The organism is Methylobacterium trifolii (assembly GCF_022179685.1).
Classification (GTDB): Bacteria; Pseudomonadota; Alphaproteobacteria; order Rhizobiales; family Beijerinckiaceae; genus Methylobacterium; species Methylobacterium trifolii.
In genome coordinates this window covers 1-18,270 of record NZ_BPRB01000053.1, presented here as the reverse complement: position 1 = coordinate 18,270, position 18,270 = coordinate 1, and the positions used below count along the sequence as shown (strand labels likewise).

The 18,270-nt window shown below is 71.4% G+C and carries 20 protein-coding genes and 1 pseudogene; 9 read left to right on the top strand and 12 right to left on the bottom strand.

Going from position 1 to position 18,270, the window contains the following annotated elements; translation table 11 throughout:
• Positions 1-304 (top strand): annotated as a pseudogene (locus COGEMETH_RS04600) (4-hydroxybenzoate octaprenyltransferase); the annotation flags it as partial.
• A 6-nt stretch (positions 305-310) separates the two neighbouring features.
• Here the strand turns inward: COGEMETH_RS04600 and COGEMETH_RS04595 are convergent.
• A complete protein-coding gene (locus COGEMETH_RS04595) occupies positions 311-811 on the bottom strand; it encodes a DUF6101 family protein (RefSeq protein ID WP_238181431.1) in 501 nt (166 codons plus the stop codon).
• A 347-nt stretch (positions 812-1,158) separates the two neighbouring features.
• On the opposite strand from COGEMETH_RS04595, the gene COGEMETH_RS04590 reads away from it, so the two are divergent.
• A complete protein-coding gene (locus COGEMETH_RS04590; RefSeq protein WP_238181429.1) occupies positions 1,159-1,989 on the top strand; it encodes a 3'(2'),5'-bisphosphate nucleotidase CysQ in 831 nt (276 codons plus the stop codon).
• Positions 1,990-2,149: 160 nt separating this feature from the next.
• Here the strand turns inward: COGEMETH_RS04590 and COGEMETH_RS04585 are convergent, their stop codons facing one another.
• The gene (locus COGEMETH_RS04585; RefSeq protein WP_238181428.1) at positions 2,150-2,386 is read right to left on the bottom strand and encodes an AsnC family transcriptional regulator; all 237 of its coding nucleotides are present in this window, start codon (positions 2,384-2,386) and stop codon (positions 2,150-2,152) included.
• Between the two features lie 196 nt (positions 2,387-2,582).
• Positions 2,583-2,792, bottom strand: a complete 210-nt coding sequence (locus tag COGEMETH_RS04580) for a cold-shock protein (RefSeq protein WP_238181430.1) — start codon at positions 2,790-2,792, stop codon at positions 2,583-2,585.
• Positions 2,793-3,187: 395 nt separating this feature from the next.
• Here COGEMETH_RS04580 and COGEMETH_RS04575 point away from each other — a divergent pair, with 395 nt between their 5' ends.
• The gene (locus COGEMETH_RS04575; protein ID WP_238181427.1) at positions 3,188-3,577 is read left to right on the top strand and encodes a hypothetical protein; all 390 of its coding nucleotides are present in this window, start codon (positions 3,188-3,190) and stop codon (positions 3,575-3,577) included.
• A gap of 11 nt (positions 3,578-3,588) precedes the next feature.
• On the opposite strand, the gene COGEMETH_RS04570 is transcribed toward COGEMETH_RS04575, so the two are convergent.
• A complete protein-coding gene (locus COGEMETH_RS04570) occupies positions 3,589-3,795 on the bottom strand; it encodes a hypothetical protein (protein WP_238181426.1) in 207 nt (68 codons plus the stop codon).
• 172 nt (positions 3,796-3,967) lie between these two features.
• Between COGEMETH_RS04570 and COGEMETH_RS04565 the strand changes: the two genes are divergently transcribed.
• Positions 3,968-4,546, top strand: a complete 579-nt coding sequence (locus COGEMETH_RS04565) for a type 1 glutamine amidotransferase domain-containing protein (RefSeq protein ID WP_238181425.1) — start codon at positions 3,968-3,970, stop codon at positions 4,544-4,546.
• A 416-nt stretch (positions 4,547-4,962) separates the two neighbouring features.
• On the opposite strand, the gene COGEMETH_RS04560 is transcribed toward COGEMETH_RS04565, so the two are convergent.
• The 3 genes from COGEMETH_RS04560 to COGEMETH_RS04550 form a co-directional block, all read right to left on the bottom strand.
• Complete coding sequence (locus tag COGEMETH_RS04560; protein ID WP_238181424.1) at positions 4,963-6,594, bottom strand: calcineurin-like phosphoesterase C-terminal domain-containing protein; 1,632 nt, start codon at positions 6,592-6,594, stop codon at positions 4,963-4,965.
• 94 nt (positions 6,595-6,688) lie between these two features.
• Positions 6,689-7,354: a 3-oxo-tetronate 4-phosphate decarboxylase gene (otnC, locus tag COGEMETH_RS04555; protein ID WP_238181423.1), complete on the bottom strand. Its 666-nt coding sequence runs from the start codon at positions 7,352-7,354 to the stop codon at positions 6,689-6,691.
• Positions 7,351-8,367: a LacI family DNA-binding transcriptional regulator gene (locus COGEMETH_RS04550; RefSeq protein ID WP_238181422.1), complete on the bottom strand. Its 1,017-nt coding sequence runs from the start codon at positions 8,365-8,367 to the stop codon at positions 7,351-7,353. The genes otnC and COGEMETH_RS04550 overlap by 4 nt, the downstream gene beginning before the upstream one ends.
• A 174-nt stretch (positions 8,368-8,541) precedes the next feature.
• On the opposite strand from COGEMETH_RS04550, the gene COGEMETH_RS04545 reads away from it, so the two are divergent.
• From COGEMETH_RS04545 to denD, 5 genes are all read left to right on the top strand, one after another.
• On the top strand, positions 8,542-9,855 hold the full coding sequence (locus COGEMETH_RS04545) for an MFS transporter (protein WP_238181421.1): 1,314 nt from the start codon (positions 8,542-8,544) through the stop codon (positions 9,853-9,855).
• Positions 9,856-9,871: 16 nt separating this feature from the next.
• A complete protein-coding gene (gene ltnD / locus COGEMETH_RS04540) occupies positions 9,872-10,789 on the top strand; it encodes an L-threonate dehydrogenase (RefSeq protein ID WP_238181420.1) in 918 nt (305 codons plus the stop codon).
• A 10-nt stretch (positions 10,790-10,799) separates the two neighbouring features.
• The gene (gene otnI, locus COGEMETH_RS04535) at positions 10,800-11,591 is read left to right on the top strand and encodes a 2-oxo-tetronate isomerase (RefSeq protein ID WP_238181419.1); all 792 of its coding nucleotides are present in this window, start codon (positions 10,800-10,802) and stop codon (positions 11,589-11,591) included.
• On the top strand, positions 11,588-12,862 hold the full coding sequence (gene otnK / locus COGEMETH_RS04530; RefSeq protein ID WP_238181418.1) for a 3-oxo-tetronate kinase: 1,275 nt from the start codon (positions 11,588-11,590) through the stop codon (positions 12,860-12,862). The genes otnI and otnK overlap by 4 nt, the downstream gene beginning before the upstream one ends.
• Positions 12,863-12,977: 115 nt before the next feature.
• Positions 12,978-13,970 carry a D-erythronate dehydrogenase gene (gene denD, locus COGEMETH_RS04525; RefSeq protein ID WP_238181417.1) on the top strand — a complete coding sequence of 331 codons (993 nt, stop codon included), beginning with the start codon at positions 12,978-12,980 and terminating at the stop codon, positions 13,968-13,970.
• 35 nt (positions 13,971-14,005) lie between these two features.
• Here denD and COGEMETH_RS04520 read toward each other — a convergent pair whose 3' ends face one another.
• From COGEMETH_RS04520 to COGEMETH_RS04500, 5 genes are all read right to left on the bottom strand, one after another.
• Entirely contained in the window at positions 14,006-15,709 is a 1,704-nt protein-coding gene (locus tag COGEMETH_RS04520) for a dihydroxy-acid dehydratase (protein ID WP_238181416.1), read from the bottom strand.
• Positions 15,710-15,755: 46 nt separating this feature from the next.
• Positions 15,756-16,142, bottom strand: a complete 387-nt coding sequence (locus COGEMETH_RS04515) for a helix-turn-helix domain-containing protein (RefSeq protein ID WP_238181415.1) — start codon at positions 16,140-16,142, stop codon at positions 15,756-15,758.
• Positions 16,124-16,411: a BrnT family toxin gene (locus tag COGEMETH_RS04510; RefSeq protein WP_238181414.1), complete on the bottom strand. Its 288-nt coding sequence runs from the start codon at positions 16,409-16,411 to the stop codon at positions 16,124-16,126. The genes COGEMETH_RS04515 and COGEMETH_RS04510 overlap by 19 nt, the downstream gene beginning before the upstream one ends.
• A gap of 68 nt (positions 16,412-16,479) precedes the next feature.
• The gene (locus COGEMETH_RS04505) at positions 16,480-17,109 is read right to left on the bottom strand and encodes an alpha/beta hydrolase (RefSeq protein ID WP_238181413.1); all 630 of its coding nucleotides are present in this window, start codon (positions 17,107-17,109) and stop codon (positions 16,480-16,482) included.
• Positions 17,110-17,173: 64 nt separating this feature from the next.
• Complete coding sequence (locus COGEMETH_RS04500) at positions 17,174-18,103, bottom strand: ring-cleaving dioxygenase (RefSeq protein ID WP_238181412.1); 930 nt, start codon at positions 18,101-18,103, stop codon at positions 17,174-17,176.
• Between the last annotated feature and the right edge of the window lie 167 nt (positions 18,104-18,270).

Sequence of the window (18,270 nt, the reverse complement as noted above, 5' to 3'; positions counted from 1 at the left end):
CGACGAGATCGCCGGCATCCGCTCCTCGGCCCGCCTGTTCGGCGCGCGGCTGAAAGGTGCGGTCGCCCTGTGCTACGGGCTCGCGGTCCTGCTGGTCGGCCTGTCCGCGTGGCGGGCGGGCGCCGGGCCCGTCGGCTATCTCGGGATCGCGGCGTTCGCCGCGCATCTGACCTGGCAGGTTCTGGTGCTGCGGGAGCGCGACGGGCGCGGGGCGCTGGCGCTGTTCCGCGCCAATCGCGCGGCCGGCCTGATCCTGTTCGCCGGGCTCAGCGCCGACGCCCTCGTGCAGGGCTGGCCGGGCTAGGAATCTTCACGAGCGGGCGATGATCTCGCTCTCGCCCCGGTGGATCTGCGGGCGCACCGGCAGGCGGCCGGTCTTGCGGCGGGCGAGGAAGCGCGGGCGACGCTCGCAGAGGGAGCCGTGACGGCGCCGGAACTTGGTCCGGCCCAGCACCAGGCGGCCGATCTGCTGCGAGACCGGGGCCAGCACGCCGTCCTCCCGCACGATCATGCGTACCAGGCCGGCCCGCCCCGCGATGTCGCGCCACACGGCGACCACCTCGTCCTCCCCGAACGGGCCGAGGCGGGAGAGCTCGCCGCCCTCGGCATCGACCAGGATCAGGCAGAAGCGGTCCTCGGCGCCGGCGTTTTCGCAAGCCCCGTCCGCCTCGCCGGCGAAGGTGAGCGCGATGCCGGCAGCCGTGGCTGCATGCGCCTGCCCGCCGATCACCGGCAGGGGAGAGGCGGCGTAGGCCGGCGCGGCATCGACGATGCGGGCGCCCTGGGGATGCTCGGCGTGGTTCCGATCCATGGTCTGGAAAGTGTTCATCTGCCCGACGCCCTGTTGCAAGTGGCAGCCCCTGTCGGGCCGTCCGTTATGCCAAGCAAAATCGCGTCTAACCCCCTCCAGGGGCCTTAAGAGCCAGCGTTAAGCGAATCTGGACGCGGCTGTTGTGTCGGGAATGCTCAACGCTTCCTTGCGTCGATTGCGCAGACTCGAATGCATCCCCGGTGTGGCGATGCGATCCTTGTGGCGGCTTTCCCGGCACCGTACAAACGGACCCTCGTCTCCCGCCACGCTCGGGCGGCCGGGCGCCCCGCACGCCAGGGGCGGGTCGCGCCGGTCGGGCGCGCCTGCGCCACCCCGATCGGACCCCCATGCCCGACCCGATGACCGCCGAGGCCATCTCCGCCATCATGCCGCCCCTGCGCGAGGCGATGCGCGAGGCCGCCGGCCTCGCGCTGCCCTATTTCCGCTTGGGGACGAACACCTCGGCCCGCACCTGGTCGAAGGCCGGGGGCTCGCCGGTGACGGAGGCCGACGTCGAGGTCGACACCTTCCTCAAGATCCGCCTCAGCCAGATCGTGCCGGAGGCCGCGTGGCTGTCGGAGGAGACGGCCGACGACCCGGCCCGGCTCGACAGCGGACTGGTCTGGATCGTCGATCCGATCGACGGCACCCGCGCCTTCCTGTCGGGGCATCCGGATTGGTCGATCGCCGTCGCGCTCCTGGCCGCTGGCGAGCCCGTGATCGGGTTCGTCCACGCGCCGGCCGGGGGCAAGGACTACGAGGCAAGAAAGGGACTGGGGGCGACCTGCAACGGCACGCCGATCGCGGTGTCGCGGCAGGCCGGCCTGCCCGGCGCGCGCGTGACCGGCCCGAAGCCGATGTTCGACCGTCTCGGGCGCGGGGTGAGTGCGGAGGGAAGAGAAGCGGACTTCATCCGCATTGACCGGGTGCCCTCGCTCGCGCTGCGCGTCGCACGCGTGGCCGAGGGCAGCATCGACGTGGGGCTGATCTCGTCCAATGCCCGCGACTGGGATCTGGCCGCGGCCGATCTGGTGTTGCGGGAGGCCGGCGGCTCGGTCAGCGACATGGCCGGCCGGCCCACCCGCTACAACCGGGCCGATCCGGTCCACGGCGAACTCATCGCGGTGCCCCATGGGCTGCGCGATCCCGTCATCGCCGGCTGGAATCGGGGGGCCTGACCGGCCGCTCCATCGGTCCGCCCTCGACGATCGAGGGCGACGGGCGGAAAGCGTCTCACACGAGATCCGATCGATCGCTTCGCGACGGGGATCTCGGGTTCGCTCACGCGCCACGCGGGCTTGGTGAGACCGTATCCGCCATTATCGAGCGGACACGGTTTCAGGCGTCTGCGGCTTCCCGCACCGCGAGCGCGGCCGGCGCGAGGCCGAGGCGGTCGGCGAGGTGCCAATGCAGCTCGCGCGGGGAATGGTAGTTGTAGGACCGGTCGATGAGGTGGCTGAGGTCGACCGTCGGCTTATCGGTGGCCGCGGTCTGCGTCAGGTGCTTCACCTTGAAGGTCGGCGCGTCGGTGACGGGCGACCGGATGCTACGGCGTCGGGTGTACTCGAACAACATGTGTTTTCGTGTGTCTTTTCTGGATGGTGCCGGCTTGTCCGCTCCATCGCGGGGCCGGTCTGTTTCTACGCTTGATCTTGTCTTTGCCGTCCGGCACGGCCTCTTGTGGCAGCGCCGGATGGTTTCGGCCGTGGATACGGCCGCGTGAGCGGGCTCCCGCAGGTCTCAGACCCGGAGTCCCGCGGCCTCGGCTGCGTCAGGCGGCCTGAAGGTTGTCCGCCGCGTCCTTGCCGCTGCGCTTGTCGGTCAGGATCTCGTAGGAGACCTTCTGGCCTTCGATCAGGTTCCGCATGCCTGCGCGCTCGACGGCCGAGATGTGAACGAACACATCCTTTCCGCCATCATCGGGCTGGATGAAGCCGTAGCCCTTGGTCTCGTTGAACCACTTCACGGTGCCGGTATTCACGGAATAGTACCTCGTATCGTCCATTGGCCGAAGGTTCACGACTTTGGGTCGCGACGCGATCGACGTTTTCTGTGCGGTGTGTTTCGTGCATCCCGCGACACTCTCGATGACCGGGAGTTCTCCCCCTGGCCACGACGGCGCAGCGGGCGTTTCGCGAGAGACACGCGGTGGCGGGGCACGAGGCGCGCGACGTCTATGACAGCGTCCGGCTCGGGGTCTGCCCACCACGGACTTATGTAGGCGTCCCTTGCGGCGGCGACAAGACGGTACGCCCGGATGCGCGCCGCCGCCGCAGCGGCAAGGACCGGGCACAGCCGGGGACGACGCCCGCAAGGACTGTGAATCGGCCCTCCCGCGGTGCATATACGGGCATGGATTCAGGCTGTTAGGCGATCATGGCAGGCATCTCGGTTTCGTTGGAGGGCGCGAACATCCAGCTCTCGTTCCAGAAGGACGATCAGGCCACCGCGGTGGTGATGGATGCCCGCGCGGCCCGTGCCCTGATGCGCGCGGTCGGCCAGTTGCTCACGGCCATCGACGAGCCGGAGGAGGCCGACATCAACGAGGAACTGGGCGAGGACGAGATCGCGATGCTCGACGTGACCTCTTCGGCCATCGAGGTCGGCACCGACGAGCAGGGGCAGGCGGTGGTCGCCCTCCAGGCGGGCGCCCTGCCCCCGTTCCAGCTGCGCCTGACGGACGAAGAGGCCCGTCACGTGGCGACGAGCCTCTCCGAGATCCTGAGCGCCCCGCGCGACGTGCGTGCCTCGCACGGGGGCCACTGAACGGTCCGGCCCTACATCCGCACGCCCGGATCGGTCGGAGCGCCGGGGAACACGTCGGGCTCCGAACCCGGACCGCCGGGCTCGTCGATGCCCGGATCGTCCACGGGATAGGGCGTGCGCGGACCCGTCGGGCCGATATCGGGCAGGTCGTCCGGCGCCGAGGGCGGCGGCAGATCGCCCGGGGCGGGGTCGGGAGTCGGAAGGCCGGGGTTGGCCATTGCCTGTCTCCATGATCGGTGGGGGATGCCGGGTCAACGAAACGGATTTCGCGGGAGTTCCCCACGATCGGGCCGCGCGACACCCGTGCAACCCAGCCTTGTGCCGTGGCCGCGGAACGCCGCGGCCACGGGCCGGTTGCCGTTCCAGACCAACAAGAACGGAGGCACCGCCATGCCCGACATCACCAGCGCCAAGATCCTGATCCTCGCCACCGACGGCTTCGAGGAGACCGAACTGACCGTGCCGCAATCCAGGCTGCGGCAGGCCGGCGCCACGGTCCACGTGGTCGCGCCGCAATCGCGCGAGCACAAGGAATCCATCCGCGGGTGGGACAAGACCGACTGGGGCAAGAACGTCGCCGTCGACCACGACCTGGAGGACATCGACCCCGCGGCCTACGACGCCCTCGTCCTGCCCGGCGGCCAGATCAACCCGGACAAGCTCCGCCTGGAGGCCAAGGCCCTGGAGGTGATCCGCGCCTTCCTCACCTCCGGCAAGGTCGTGGCCGCGATCTGCCACGCGCCCTGGCTCCTGATCGAGGCCGGCGCCGTGAAGGGCCGCGACCTGACCTCCTTCGCCTCGATCCGCACCGACGTGATCAACGCGGGCGGCCGCTGGCACGACCAGGCGGTGGTGACCGACCACGGCATCATCACCAGCCGCAACCCCGGCGACCTCGACGCCTTCTCCGCCAAGATCATCGAAGAGGTCCAGGAAGGCCGCCACGAAGCGCGCCAGCTCGCCGCCTGATTGTTTGCTACTTATTGGCGGTTTCGTCTCGGACGGACGCGACGCTGCCATCCCCCCTCAGTGGGATGACGGATTCATACATTGCTCGCGGCCCGCTAGAGCCGTGCCCGACCACGTTGGGTCGGGTCACGGCTCTAAGCTTTTGTTTTGACGCGCACTTTCGCGACGAACCGGCATCCACTTCGTCGGAGTGCGCTCTAAGTCTCTGTTCCGGAACGCGGTTCCCCTCCCCCTTGTGGGGAGGGGTCAGGGGTGGGGGTGGTTCAGGATCGAGTGCATCGGTGCCTCCTGCGCCACCCCCACCTCCGGTTCCTCCCCACAAGGGGGAGGAGAGGCCTGCGGTTGGGCCGTGGCACGTCCTGGAAGCGATGTGTGAAGCCGGTAGTCACTGCGTGGGAGGGACAAAAGCAAAACAATCAGCCGACCTCCAGCACCATGGCCGAGCGCAGGGGCCGGCCGTACTCGTCGCGGACGTCGACCGTGATGCGGTGGCCGCCCGGCGCGATGTCGGCGGGCAGGCGGGCCACCCAGATGTGGCTCGACGGCTCGGCCTTCACCCAGGGCTTCTTCGTCTCCGGATAGCGCGCGAACAGTTCGGCCACGAACGGGTCGGGCCGGCGGGTGCGGCTCATCGGCTGGGACGGGCCGTCGTCGATGCGGTAGGCGACCTGCGTGCGCGGGCCGCCGTCGAAGACGTTGACCACGAGGTCGGTGGCGGCAAGCGCCTCCTGCGGCACCGGCGAGCGCAGGGTCTGCATCGGCCGGTAGTCGCGCAGCACCTCGGGGGCGCCCCCGCGCAACTGGCTCTCCAGGGCGATCCGCATCCCCTCGTCGGGCTCTCCCTGCGCGCTGCGGTAGCGCGTCGTGTAGTCCGTGCCGGTGATCGAGAGGACATGGAAGCCGTTGGGCGTGCCGTCGCGGCTGTCGGCCGAGGGGATGCCGGTGCGGGTGGCCGGCCCGCTCCACCACGAGCCCGAGACCGCGGTGAGCACGTGGTGATGGTGGTCCTCGGCAAGATAGTGGTGCTCGGTGGTGTGGGTGTGTCCGGCCAGGCTCAGCACCTTGCGGCCCTTCAGGAGGGCCAGCAGGGCCTCGCGGTCCACGGTGGTGTTGCGGGGATCGTTCGGAGCGGTGTCGGTGTGCAGCGGGATGTGCATCGCCAGCACCACGAGCCGGTCCCGGGGCGTCTGCTCCAGGAGGTTGGCGAGGAAGGCCAGGCTGCGCTCGCCGATCCGCCCCTCGTAGGCGCCGCCGCCCTTGTCCGAGCCGCCCCCGAGCCAGCGCACGTTGTCGAGCATCACGAACAGGGCGCGCCCGTGGTGGAATGCGTAGGTCGGCGCCCCGAAGACCCGCTTCCAGGTCTCGCGGCTGTGCCGGGCGTCCGGGGCCTCGAAGTTCAGGTCGTGGTTGCCGCCGATGTGGAACCACGGCACCCCGATCCGCCCGACGATCCGGTTCGAGCGGGCATAGAACGAGAGGTCGTCGAACAGCACGTCCCCCGTGGTGATGCCGAAGGCGACCCCGGTCCCCAGCACCCGCGCCACGGCGGTGTCGCGCACGTGCCCGAGTTCCACCGGACTCTCGGGCTGCGGGTCGGTGAACAGCACCACGTCGAAGGCGTCCGGCTCCTCCACCCGGGTCAGGCCGAAATCGATCGCGGCCGGCAGCGGCCCGGTCGGGTCGAGGCCGCGGTAGCGCAGCCCGAGGCCCTTCGGCGAGCCGCCGGGCTGGTGGACGTAGGAGAAGCGCGGGATGTTGTCGGCATCGCACGGCAGGGCATGGCCCGCCGGCTTGATCACGAAGACGATGCCGTCCCCGTCGAGCGGCAGCCGGTAGCGGCCCTCCGCATCGGTGCGGACGACCTCGCGCCCGTTCGAGACCAGGACGTCCGCCAGGCCCCGCCCGCGCGCGCCGTCGGGCCCCGCCGCGTAGACCACGCCCACGGCCTCGCCCGCCTGCGCGGCCGCGGGCCCGGAGGCCGCCGACAGGGCGAGCAGGGCCGCGCCCGCGACGGTCTCGCGGCGGGTGAGGTGTCGAGGGACGGACATCGCGGGCTCCGGTTTTTGTAGTCGGGAGGACCGAAGCAGACGGTGGCGACCGTCGCGTGACAGGCCGGCGTGCCGATCCGCGGATTCAGGGAGGTCACCCGTGCCCGTGGTCGTGCTCCGGCAGGGTCAGGCCGAAATGGTCCACGAGGTCCGTGACCTGGGCGGGGCTGAGGTAGCGCGGGTTGAGGTTGCGCAGGAGCAGGTAGAGCTTGGCCGTCTCCTCCAGTTCCTCGGTGGCGAACACCGCCCCCTCCAGGCTCTCGCCGGCCACGACCGGGCCGTGGTTGGCCAGCAGCACCGAGCCGTAGCGGCCGGCCAGGCCCCGGATCGCGTCCGCGACCGCCGGGTCGCCCGGCCGGTAATAGGGGACGAGCGCCGTCCCGCCGGTCCGCATCAAGTAATAGGGCGTCATCGGCGGCAGCACCGCCCGGGGGTCGATCTCGGGCAGCATCGAGACCGCGACCGAATGGGTCGAGTGCAGGTGGACGATGGCGCGGGCCTCCGTCCGGCTCTCGTAGAGGGCGGTGTGGAGGGGGATCTCCTTGGTCGGCTTGTCCCCGGACAGCAGGGTGCCGGCGGCATCCAACCGCGCGATCCGGGCCGGGTCGAGGAAGCCGAGGGAGGCGTTCGTCGGCGTCACCAGCCAGCCGCCGTCGTCGAGCCGGAGCGAGATGTTGCCGGACGAGCCCGGCGTCAGCCCGCGCTCGAACAGGGAGCGGCCGTAGCGGCAGATGTCCTCCCGCAGCGTGCTCTCGCTCATACCGTGGCCCCCGCGATGAGTTCGAAGCCGAGGTCGACGGTCTCGGCCGGTCCGTTGCCCGCCAGCCGCTCGGCGGCCACGCGCCCGATCGCGAGCCGCGGCGTGCGGATGGTCGAGAGGGGCTGGGGCATCGCGGCGGCGATGTCGAGGCCGTTGAAGCCGAACAGGGCGAGCCGCCCCGGCACGGCCCAGCCGTTGGCGAGGCAGCCGAAATAGCCCCCCAGCGCCATGTCGTCGTTGGAGAAGTAGACCGCGTCGAGGTCCGTACGACGGGCCATCAGCCGGTCCAGTCCCGCACGCCCCGCGGCGGCCGAGGAGGGCCCGGCCATGATCTCGCGGTCGCGCAGGCGCTGCCCGCCCTCCCCCAGGGCCTCTTCGAAACCGGCCAGGCGCTTGCCCGCCCGCAGGTCGCGGGTGACGTCGTGGCCGACATAGCCGATCCGGCGGTAGCCCCGCGCCAGGAGGTGGGCCGCACTCGCCCGGCCCACCGCCCGGTGCGAGACGCCGACGACGATGTCGAGCCCCGGCCCGTCCACGTCCATCATCTCGACGATGCGGATGCCGCCGGCGCGCAGGCGCGCCACGGTGCCGGGATTGTGCTCCAGCCCCGTGACCATCAGGGCGGTCGGGCGCCAGGACAGGAGCGCCCCGACCAAGGCCTCCTCCCGGTCGGGATCGTAGTCGCTGACGCCGATCACGCTCTGGAAGCCGGTGCTGTCGAGCGCCGTGGTCAGCCCGCTCAGGAGGTCGGGGAAGACGATGTTGGCCAGCGACGGGATCACGATGCCGACGAGCTGGGAGCCGGCCGAGGCGGCGTTGCCGGCCAGGCTCCCGGCAACGCGGTTGGGCACGTAGCCGAGGCGCGCCACGGCCTCCGCGACGCGCTCGCCGGCGCGCTTCGAGTACGAACCCTGGTTGCGCAGAACCCGCGAGACCGTACTCTCGCCGACGCCCGCCTCCCGCGCCACGTCGGCCAGCGTCACGAGGCGCCCCGGCGGCTGGTGGATGTTCATGCCCTGGCTCCCGCCCGGCACGAGCGGGCCAGCCCGACATAGCAATGCATCCTGTCACCCACAACCGGATTGGCAGCGCTGCCAAAAACGACTAAGCCTGATTCGAGCGCTGCCGGAACGAGCGGCGACGAGTCGTATACGGATGCCGGAACGGCGTCCGTCAGGGAGAACGCCATGTCCGTGCAAGCCGCCGCGGCCGAGGGGGCCGTCGTGCCGACGAGCTTCGTGGACCAGACCTACCGCAAGGTGTTCTGGCGCCTCGTGCCGTTCCTGATGCTCTGCTACGTCGTGGCCTATCTCGACCGGGTGAACGTCGGCTTCGCCAAGCTTCAGATGTCGCAGGAGCTCGGCTTCAGCGAGACCGTCTACGGCTTCGGGGCGGGCGTGTTCTTCATCGGCTACTTCCTGTTCGAGGTGCCGAGCAACGTCATCCTGCACCGGGTCGGCGCGCGGGTCTGGATCGCGCGGATCATGATCACCTGGGGGGTGATCTCGGGCGCGTTCATGTTCGTGAACTCGGCGACCAGCTTCTACATCATGCGCTTCCTGCTGGGTCTTGCCGAGGCCGGCTTCTATCCGGGCGTGATCCTCTACACGACCTCCTGGTTCCCGGCCCATCGGCGCGCGCGGGTCATCGCCGTGTTCATGGCGGCCATCCCCGTCTCCGGCATCCTCGGCAACCCGCTCTCGGGCTGGATCATGGACGCCTTCAACGGCGCCTACGGCCTGTCGGGCTGGCAGTGGATGTTCCTGGTCGAGGCCGTGCCCGCGGTGCTCATCGGCGTGGCCGTGTTCCTCTACCTCGACAACCGGCCGAGCGAAGCCAAGTGGCTCGACGACCGGGAGAAGGCCGTGATCGAGCGCGACATCGCTCTGGACGGCGCCGGCAAGGAATCGAGCCCGCACTCGATCGCCACCGTGTTCCGCAACGGCCGCATCTGGTTCATGAGCCTGATCTACTTCGCCTTCGTCACCGGCCAGTACGGCCTGACCTTCTGGATGCCGACCATCGTCAAGGCGTCGGGCGTCCAGGGCAACCTCAACATCGGCCTCGTCAGCGCGATCCCGTTCCTGTTCGCCGTCGTCGTGATGATCCTGCTCGGCCGCAGCGCAGACCGGATGCGCGAACGCCGCTGGCACCTGATCGTCCCGGCGCTGCTCGGCGCCGTGGGATTCACCGTGGCGGCGAGCGCCGGCAGCACGGTGGTCGCCATCATCTTCCTGTCGGTCGCGGCCGGCGGCGTGCTCACCTGCGCCCCCCTGTTCTGGTCCCTGCCCACGGCCTTCCTCAGCGGCGCGGGGGCGGCGGCCGGCATCGCCCTCATCAACTCGGTGGGCAACCTCGCGGGCTTCGCCAGCCCCTACGCGATCGGGGCTTTGCGCGACGCCACCGGCAGCACGGCGGCCGGGATGTATGCGCTGGCCGTGATGCTGGTGATCGGCGCGGCTTGCGTGTTCGTCACCCCCAAGCACCTCGTCAACCGCTGACCGAAAGCCTCCTGCCATGACGGACGATGCGACGCGCGGCCACGCCGCGGTGATCGGGCTCGGCTCGATGGGGGCGGGCATGGCCCGGTCCCTGCTGCGGGCGGGCTTCACGGTCGCGGCCTGCGACGTGAACCCGGAGGCCGTGGCGCGCTTCGCGCAAGGGGGCGGCCGTGCTGCGAACAGCCCGGCCGAGGCCGCGGCGGGGGCGGGCGTGGTGATCTGCGTCGTGGTCAACGCCGCGCAGACGGAGGCCGTGCTGTTCGGCCCCGACGGCGCGGCCGAGGCGATGCCGGAGGGCGCGGTCTTCGTGTCCTCGGCCACCATGGACCCGGCCGTCGCCAGGCGCCTCGCGGCCCGGCTGGAGGCCACGGGCCGCCACTACCTCGACGCGCCGATGAGCGGCGGCGTGGTCCGTGCGGCCGAGGGCGACCTCACCTTCCTGGCCTCGGGCTCGAAGGCGGCCTTCGACGGCGCGCGCCCCGCCCTCGATGCCATGGCCGGCACGCTCTACGAACTGGGGGACGCCGCCGGCCAGGGCGCCGCCTTCAAGATGATCAACCAGTTGCTGGCGGGCGTGCACATCGCCGCGGCCTGCGAGGCCATGAGCTTTGCCGCCAAGCAGGGCCTCGACCTCGCCAAAGTCTACGAGGTCATCACGGCCTCGGCCGGCAATTCCTGGATGTTCGAGAACCGGATGCCGCACGTGCTCGACGGCGACTATGCCCCGAAGAGCGCCGTGGACATCTTCGTCAAGGACCTCGGCATCGTCCAGGACATGGCCCGCGTGGAGAAGTACCCGGTGCCGGTGGCCGCTGCCGCCCTGCAGATGTTCCTGATGGCCTCCGGCTCCGGCATGGGCCGCGACGACGACGCCTCGGTGGCCCGCCTCTACGCGCAGGTCTCCGGCGCCACCCTCCCCGGCCCGAAATCCTGAGGACGCGCCGATGCCCCGCTTTGCCGCCAACCTCACCCTGATGTTTTCGGAGTACCCGTTCCTCGACCGTTTCGCGGCTGCTGCGGATGCGGGCTTCGACGCGGTGGAGTTCCTGTTCCCCTACGAGCATCCGCCCGAGGCGATCGCCGAGCGCTTGTCCCGCAACGGCCTGACCCAGGCCCTGTTCAACCTGCCGCCGGGCGACTTCGCCAAGGGCGAGCGCGGGCTGGCCGCCTTGCCCGAGCGCTTCGAGGAGGTGAAGGCGGGCGTCGCCACGGCGCTCCGCTACGCCGAGGCGACGGGCGTCGCACGCCTCCACCTTATGGCGGGGCTCGCCGACCCGAACGACCCGGCCGCCGCCGACGCCTACCGGCGTGCGGTCTCCTGGACGGCCGGGCGGCTGGCGGACGCCAAGCTCGACCTCGTCCTGGAGCCGATCAACGGCCGCAACATGCCGGGCTATTTCCTCGACGATTTCGGGCGTGCCGCGACCCTGATCCGCGACCTCGCCCTGCCGAACCTCAAGCTCCAGTTCGACCTCTACCATTGCCAGATCATGCACGGCGACGTGACCATGCGGCTGCGGGCGCTAATGCCCATCGTCGGCCACGTCCAGACCGCCTCCGTGCCGGACCGGCACGAGCCCGGCACCGGCGAGGTGGACGATGCCTTCCTGTTCGCGGAACTCGACCGGCTCGGCTATGCCGGGTTCGTGGGCTGCGAGTACAACCCGGCCGCGGGCACGCGCGAGGGCCTCGGCTGGTTCGCGCCCTACCGCGCCGTGCAGGGAGCCCCCCGATGAGCCTCGCCCTCGGCTGCGTCGCCGACGACTATACCGGCGCCTCGGACCTCGCCAACACCCTGACCAAGGCGGGCCTGCGCACCGTCCAGACCATCGGCATCCCCGCAGACGACCTGTCGCTGCCCGAAGTCGACGCCGTGGTCGTCGCCCTCAAGAGCCGGTCGATCCCGGCCGAGCAGGCCGTGGCCCGCTCCCGCGAGGCGGAGGCGTGGCTGCGCGGGCGCGGGGCCGGGCACATCCTGTTCAAGGTCTGCTCGACGTTCGACTCGACGGATGCCGGCAACATCGGCCCCGTCCTCGACGCCCTGCGCGAGGATGCGGGCGAGGCCATCGCGCTCGTCACCCCCGCCTTCCCGGAGACGGGCCGCAGCGTCTACCAGGGGCACCTCTTCGTGGGCGCCACGCCCCTGAACGAGAGCCCCCTCAAGGACCATCCCCTCAACCCGATGCGGGATTCGAACCTCGTGCGGGTGCTCGCCCGCCAGAGCCGCAAGCCGGTCGGGCTCATCGACGTCGCCACCGTGGCGCAGGGAGCCGATGCGGTGGCCCGGCGCCTCGACGCTTTGGCGGCCGAGGGCAACGGCGGGGCCATCGCCGACGCGATCTTCGATTCCGACCTGGAGGTCCTCGGGCGGGCGGCTTTGGCGCGAAAGGTCTCCGTCGGCGCCTCGGGCCTCGGGCTCGGCCTGGCGCGCGCCCTGGTGGCGCAAGGACGCGGCGCAACCGACGCCGCAGGCAGTGCCGTCGCGGGCGCGGTCGGCGGCCATGCCGCGTGCCTCGCCGGAAGCTGCTCGCAGGCGACGCTCGGCCAGATCGAAGCGGCGGAGGCGATCATGCCGGTGCTGCGCCTCGACACGGAAAAGCTCCTCGACGGGGACGCGGAGGTCGAGGCCGCCCTCGCCTGGGCGACAGAGCGCCTCGCCTCCGGCCCGGTTCTGATCGCGAGCAGCGCCAGCCCCGACGCGGTGCGCGCCCTCCAGGGCCGGCACGGCACCGAGCGGGCGGGCCACGCCATCGAATCGGCCCTGGCGCGGATCGCCTCGGCTTTGGTCGCGCGGGGCGTGCGCCGCCTCGTTGTCGCGGGCGGCGAGACCTCCGGCGCGGTGGTCGACCATCTGGGCCTCAGGGCCTTCCTGGTCGGCCCCGAGATCGCGGCCGGCGTGCCGGTCCTGCGCACGGCCGGCGCGGCCGAGCCGATGCTGCTGGCGCTCAAGTCCGGCAATTTCGGCGGACGCGACTTCTTCGCCCGCGCCCTCGACCTGATGCCGTGAGACCGCGTCCGCTTGATGAAAGCGGACGCGGTCTCACGAAGCCCGCGCGGCGCCTGAGCGACGCCGAAAGCCGCATCGCGAAGCGATCAATCGGATTTCGTATGAGGACGATCCCATGCATGCCCTGATCCTCGGCGCCGCCGGCATGATCGGCCGCCGCCTCACCGCCGCCTTCGTCGCGGACGGCCAGGTCGGCGGACAGCCGCTCGACGCCCTCACCCTCGTGGACGTGTTGCAGCCGCAGGCGCCGGAGGGCTTTTCCGGCACGGTGAAAGCGGAGGCCGCCGACCTCTCGGTGCCGGGGGCTGCCGACGCGGCCGTCGCCGGCCGGCCGGACCTGATCGTCCACCTCGCCGCCGTGGTCTCGGGGGAGGCCGAGGCGAACCTCGAACTCGGCTACCGGGTGAACCTCGACGGCACCCGCCTTCTGCTGGAGGCGATCCGCCGCCTGAGCGAGGCGGAGGGCTACCGGCCGCGGCTGGTCTTCACCTCGTCGCTCGCGGTGTTCGGCCAGCCCCTGCCGCCGGTGATCGGCGACGACTGGGGGCTCACGCCGGCCTCGTCCTACGGCACGCAGAAGGCGATGGGGGAACTGCTGCTTGCCGACTACAGCCGCCGCGGAATCATCGACGGCATCGGCCTGCGCCTGCCCACCATCTGCGTGCGCCCCGGCAAGCCGAACAAGGCGGCCTCGGGCTTCTTCTCCGGCATCATCCGCGAGCCGCTCGCCGGCCAGCCCGCGATCCTGCCGGTGGCCGACACCGTCCGCCACTGGTTCGCCAGTCCCGCGGCCGCCACGGGCTTCCTCGTCCACGCGGCCGGCATCGACCTCGCGCCCCTGGGCCTGCGCCGCAACCTGACGATGCCCGGCATCTCGGCCACCGTCGCCGAGGAGATCGAGGCCCTGCGCCGGGTCGGCGGCGACGCCGCCGTGGCCCTGATCCGGCGCGAGCCCGACGCGGCGGTGGCCCGCATCATCGAGACCTGGCCGGAGGCCTTCGACACCGCCCGCGCCCTGGCCCTCGGCTTCCGGGCCGACGCCTCCTTCGACGCCATCGTGGACCACCACGTCGCCGAGACGGGCCACCACGGGCCGGAGGCGGGCTGATCCGATCGGGAGGCCGCGATCGATCCGCAGCGCCTTCAGCCGGGCTCGCCCGTTCCCATCAGGAAATCGAAGTCGCAGCCCTCGGGCGCCTGCGTCACGGTCCGGCGATAGAGCGCCTTGTAGCCGCGGGCCGGGGCCGGGGGCGGGCGGAAGCCGTCAAGGCGCCGGGCGATCTCCTCGGGCGCGACCAGCAGGTCGATGCGCTTGTCGCGGATCGAGAGGCGGATGCGGTCGCCGTCGCGCACGGCGGCCAGCGGACCGCCGATCGCGGCCTCCGGCGCCACGTGCAGCACGATCGAGCCGAAGGCCGTGCCGGACATGCGCGCGTCGGAGATGCGGACCATGTCCTTGACGCCGGCCTGCGCCAGCTTCTTCGGGATCGGCAGGTAGCCCGCCTCCGGCATCCCGGCCGCGTGCGGGCCGGCGTTCTGGAGCACCAGCACGTCGCCCGGCTCCACGTCGAGGTCCGGGTCGTCGATGCGGGCGGAGAGGTCTTCGAGACCAGTGAACACCACCGCCCGCCCCTCCGATTCGAACAGGGCCGGGGTCGCCGCCGCCCGCTTGAAGATGGCCCCGTCCGGCGCGAGGCTGCCGGAGAGGGCCACGAGCCCGCCCACCGGCGAGACCGGGTCGTCGAAGGCGCGGATCACGCGGCGGTCCACCCAGCCCGCCGGCTCGTCCAGGCGCTCGGCCAAGGTCCGCCCCTCCACGTCCACCGTGTCGAGGTGGAGCAGCGGACGCAACTCGCGCAGGAGCGCCCCCATGCCGCCGGCGGCGTGGAAGTCTTCCATGTAGCCCTCGCCCACGGGCTTCAGGTCCACCAGGACCGGCGTCGCGTCGGAGATCGCGTTGAAGCGCGCGTAGGGGATGCGGATGCCCAGCCGCCCGGCGATCGCGTTGAGGTGCACGATGGCGTTGGTCGAGCCCGACAGCGCCATCAGTACCCGGACCGCGTTCTCGACGGATTTCTCCGTGATGACCCGACGCGGGGTGATCTTCGTCTCGATCAGGCGGACGGCGGCGCGGCCGGTCTCCTCGGCCGCAACGAGGCGGTCCGAATGCACGGCCGGAATCGCCGCGGTGCCGGGCAGTGACATGCCGAGCGCCTCCGCGATGCAGGCCATGGTCGAGGCGGTGCCCATCACCGCGCACGTCCCCGCCGTGACCGACAGGCGCCCCTCCACCACCGCGATCTCCTCGGCATCGACCGTGCCGGCCCGGTACTTCGCCCAGAATCCGCGGCAATCGGTGCAGGCCCCGAGCCGCTGGCCGTTGTGGCGCCCGGTGGACATCGGGCCGGTGACCACCTGGATCGCCGGCAGACCGGCCGAGGCCGCCCCCATGAGCTGGGCCGGCACGGTCTTGTCGCAGCCGCCGATCAGGACGACGGCGTCCATGGGCTGGGCCTGGATCATCTCCTCGGTGTCCATGGCCATGAGGTTGCGGTACATCATGCTGGTCGGGTTGAGGAAAACCTCCCCGAGGGACACGGTCGGGAAGGCCAGCGGCAGGGCGCCGGCCGCCAGCACCCCGCGCGAGACCGCCTCGACCAGCTCGGGCATGCCCCGGTGGCAGTTGTTGAAGCCGGACGGCGTCATGGCGATGCCGACGACCGGCTTGCCGAGCAGGCCCGGCGAGAGGCCCATGGACCGGGCGAAGGACCGGCGCAGGAACCGGGCGAAGTCCTGGTCGCCGTAATTGGTCAGGCCGCGGTCGAGGCCGTGGGGTTCGTCGGTCATGGGCGTGGTCTCGCGGACGGTCTTTCACCGTCATGCAAATGTGCAATCATGCAAGCCGCTTGGCACGGCTCTGCCCGGCCGACAGGCCCCCGGCCCGCCGCCCGAGCACCGAGAGGGCGTGCTTCGGGTCTGCCGCGACGAGCATCAGCAGCGTGCGTGCGGCGGGATCGGGAGGCGTCCGTCCCTGCTCCCAGTTCCGCACCGTCCCGATCGGCACGCGCAGGAGGGTGGCGAAGGCCGCCTGCGTCATGTCGAGGGCACGGCGCAGGTCCCTGGCGGAGGGGACCGGGAGATAGCCCTCCGGCTCCTCGTCCGGATCGTCGCCATCCGCGCGAGCCTGGCGCCGGATGTCCGCTTCCGTGGTGTTCCCGATGCGCTCCCAATCCACGTCCGGAGGCGTGCGCATCAGTTCGCTCAGGGACCGCCTAGCCATCGCCGTCGCTCCTTCTCGTGTGCGCGGCGCGCTGAGATGATCCACCGGACGTCGCTGCCGTCGATGACGCGATCGGTGTAGCAGACGAAGTAGAGGAGACCGTCGACCTCGCCGATCGCCTGAATCCGCAGCTCGCCGTAATCCCGACGATCGTCGACACGTTCGATGACCGGGCTTGCGAAGATGCGCGCGGCATAGTCGAAGCCGAAGCCACGGCTGGGATCGCGGCGGCACGCCTCGCTCTTCTCATCGTGCCAATCGAAATCCACGCGGACAGACTGCGCTTGAAGCGTATTTCCGTCAAGGCGCCCGCCGGATCACAGCCCTGGCGGAACGGTCATCGCATCCCCTCCTGCCGTGCAAGCCACCCCTTCGCCAGGGCCACGTCGGTCTGCGTGAGGCCGTGCCCTGTCGGCAGGACCGTGTGCTCGACGCGGGCGCCTGCCGCTTCGAGCAGGCCGGCCAGCGCGCGGGCGTTCTGCGCCGGCACGATGGGATCGGCGGCGCCCGAGAGCATCAGGACGGCCTTGCCCGAAAGCTCCGCCTCGGGCGGGTCGGCGAGCGGCCGCATCGGCCGCAGCAGCACGGCTCCCGCCAGGGCCTCCGGGCGCAGCAGCAGCAGGGCGGCGGCGATGTTGGCCCCGTTCGAAAAGCCCAGCGCCACCGGGGCCGCGAGCCCGTAGGTGCTCCGGGCGGCAGCGATGAAGTCGGCGAGTTCCTGCGCCCGGGCGCGCACGTCCGCCTCGTCGAACACGCCGTCGGCCAGCCGCCGAAAGAAGCGCGGCATCCCGTTCTCCAGCACGGCGCCGCGCGGGGAGAGCAGTGCGGCGCCGGGCGCGACGCTGCGGCCCAGCGGCAGCAGGTCCGCCTCGTCGCCGCCGGTGCCGTGCAGCAGCAGGAGGGGTGGGCGCCCGGCCTCGAAGCCGGGCTCGAAACGGTGGATGAGGCCGAGGCTGTGGCCGGTCATGGCGGACTCGCAAGGCAGCGGGAGGACGGGAGGCCCCGTCCCGCCGGGGCGGGACGGGGATGGGTCAGGCGATCGCGGGCAGCGCCTCCTCGATTCCGGCGCGGTGCGGTTCGAGGAAGGCCGGCAGCTTGAGGGCGGTGCCCAGGGACTCGGGCGCCTCGTCCACGGCAAAGCCCGGCGCGTCGGTCGCGATCTCGAACAGCACGCCGCCGGGCTCGCGGAAGTAGACCGAGCGGAAGTACTGGCGGTCGCGCTGCTCCGTCACGGCGAGGCCGTGCCGCCGGGTCAGCGCCTCGGCCATCGCGGCCTGGGCGGAATCGTCCGCCGCCCGGAAGGCGACGTGGTGCACCGAGCCCGCCCCCTGCCGGCCGCGCAGGAAATCGCCGGCCGCCCGCACGGTCACGAAGCCGCCGTTCTCCGCGCCGCTGGCGTAGCGGGTGGACGAGCCCTCGCTCCCGGCCTCGTGGAAGCCGAGCACGTCGGTCAGGATCGCCCCGGTCGGGCCGGCCTCCCGCAGCAGCAGCGTGACGCCGTGGAAGCCGCGGACCGCGTGCTCGGCCGGCACGTCGCCACCGCTCCGGGCCGGGGCCTCGCTGGAATCGGCGACGCCGACCAGGGCGAGGCGCATCCCGTCCGGGTCGCGCAAGCGCAGCGTGGTCTGCCCGAACACCGGCTCCGGCGCATCGTGGGGGACGCCGCGGGCGACGAGGCGGTGCGTCCACCAGCCGATGGAGGCGCGGGGCACGCGGAAGGCGGTCTCCTGCGTCTCCCCGATCCCGACCCGGCCCGGCGCCGCGTGCGCGATGGGGAAGAAGGTCAGGATCGTGCCCGGCCGGCCGGCCTCGTCGCCGTAATACAGGTGGTAGGTGCCCGGATCGTCGAAATTGACGGTCTTCTTGACCAGCCGCAGGCCGAGCAGGCCGGTGTAGAAGTCGAGGTTGCGCGGGACCGCGCCGGAAAAGGCCGTGACGTGGTGGATGCCGCTCTGGGACATGGGACTCCTCCTCCAGAGCATGATGCGGAAAAGCGGATCCCGGTTTTCCTGGACATCATGCGAAAACAAGGACCTGGAGCATGCTCCGGGTCGGGTCGCCGGGGCCGCCGGCCGGTCTTGACGACGCCAACATGGCCCTTGCCCGACCGATCGAAAACGGAAACGAT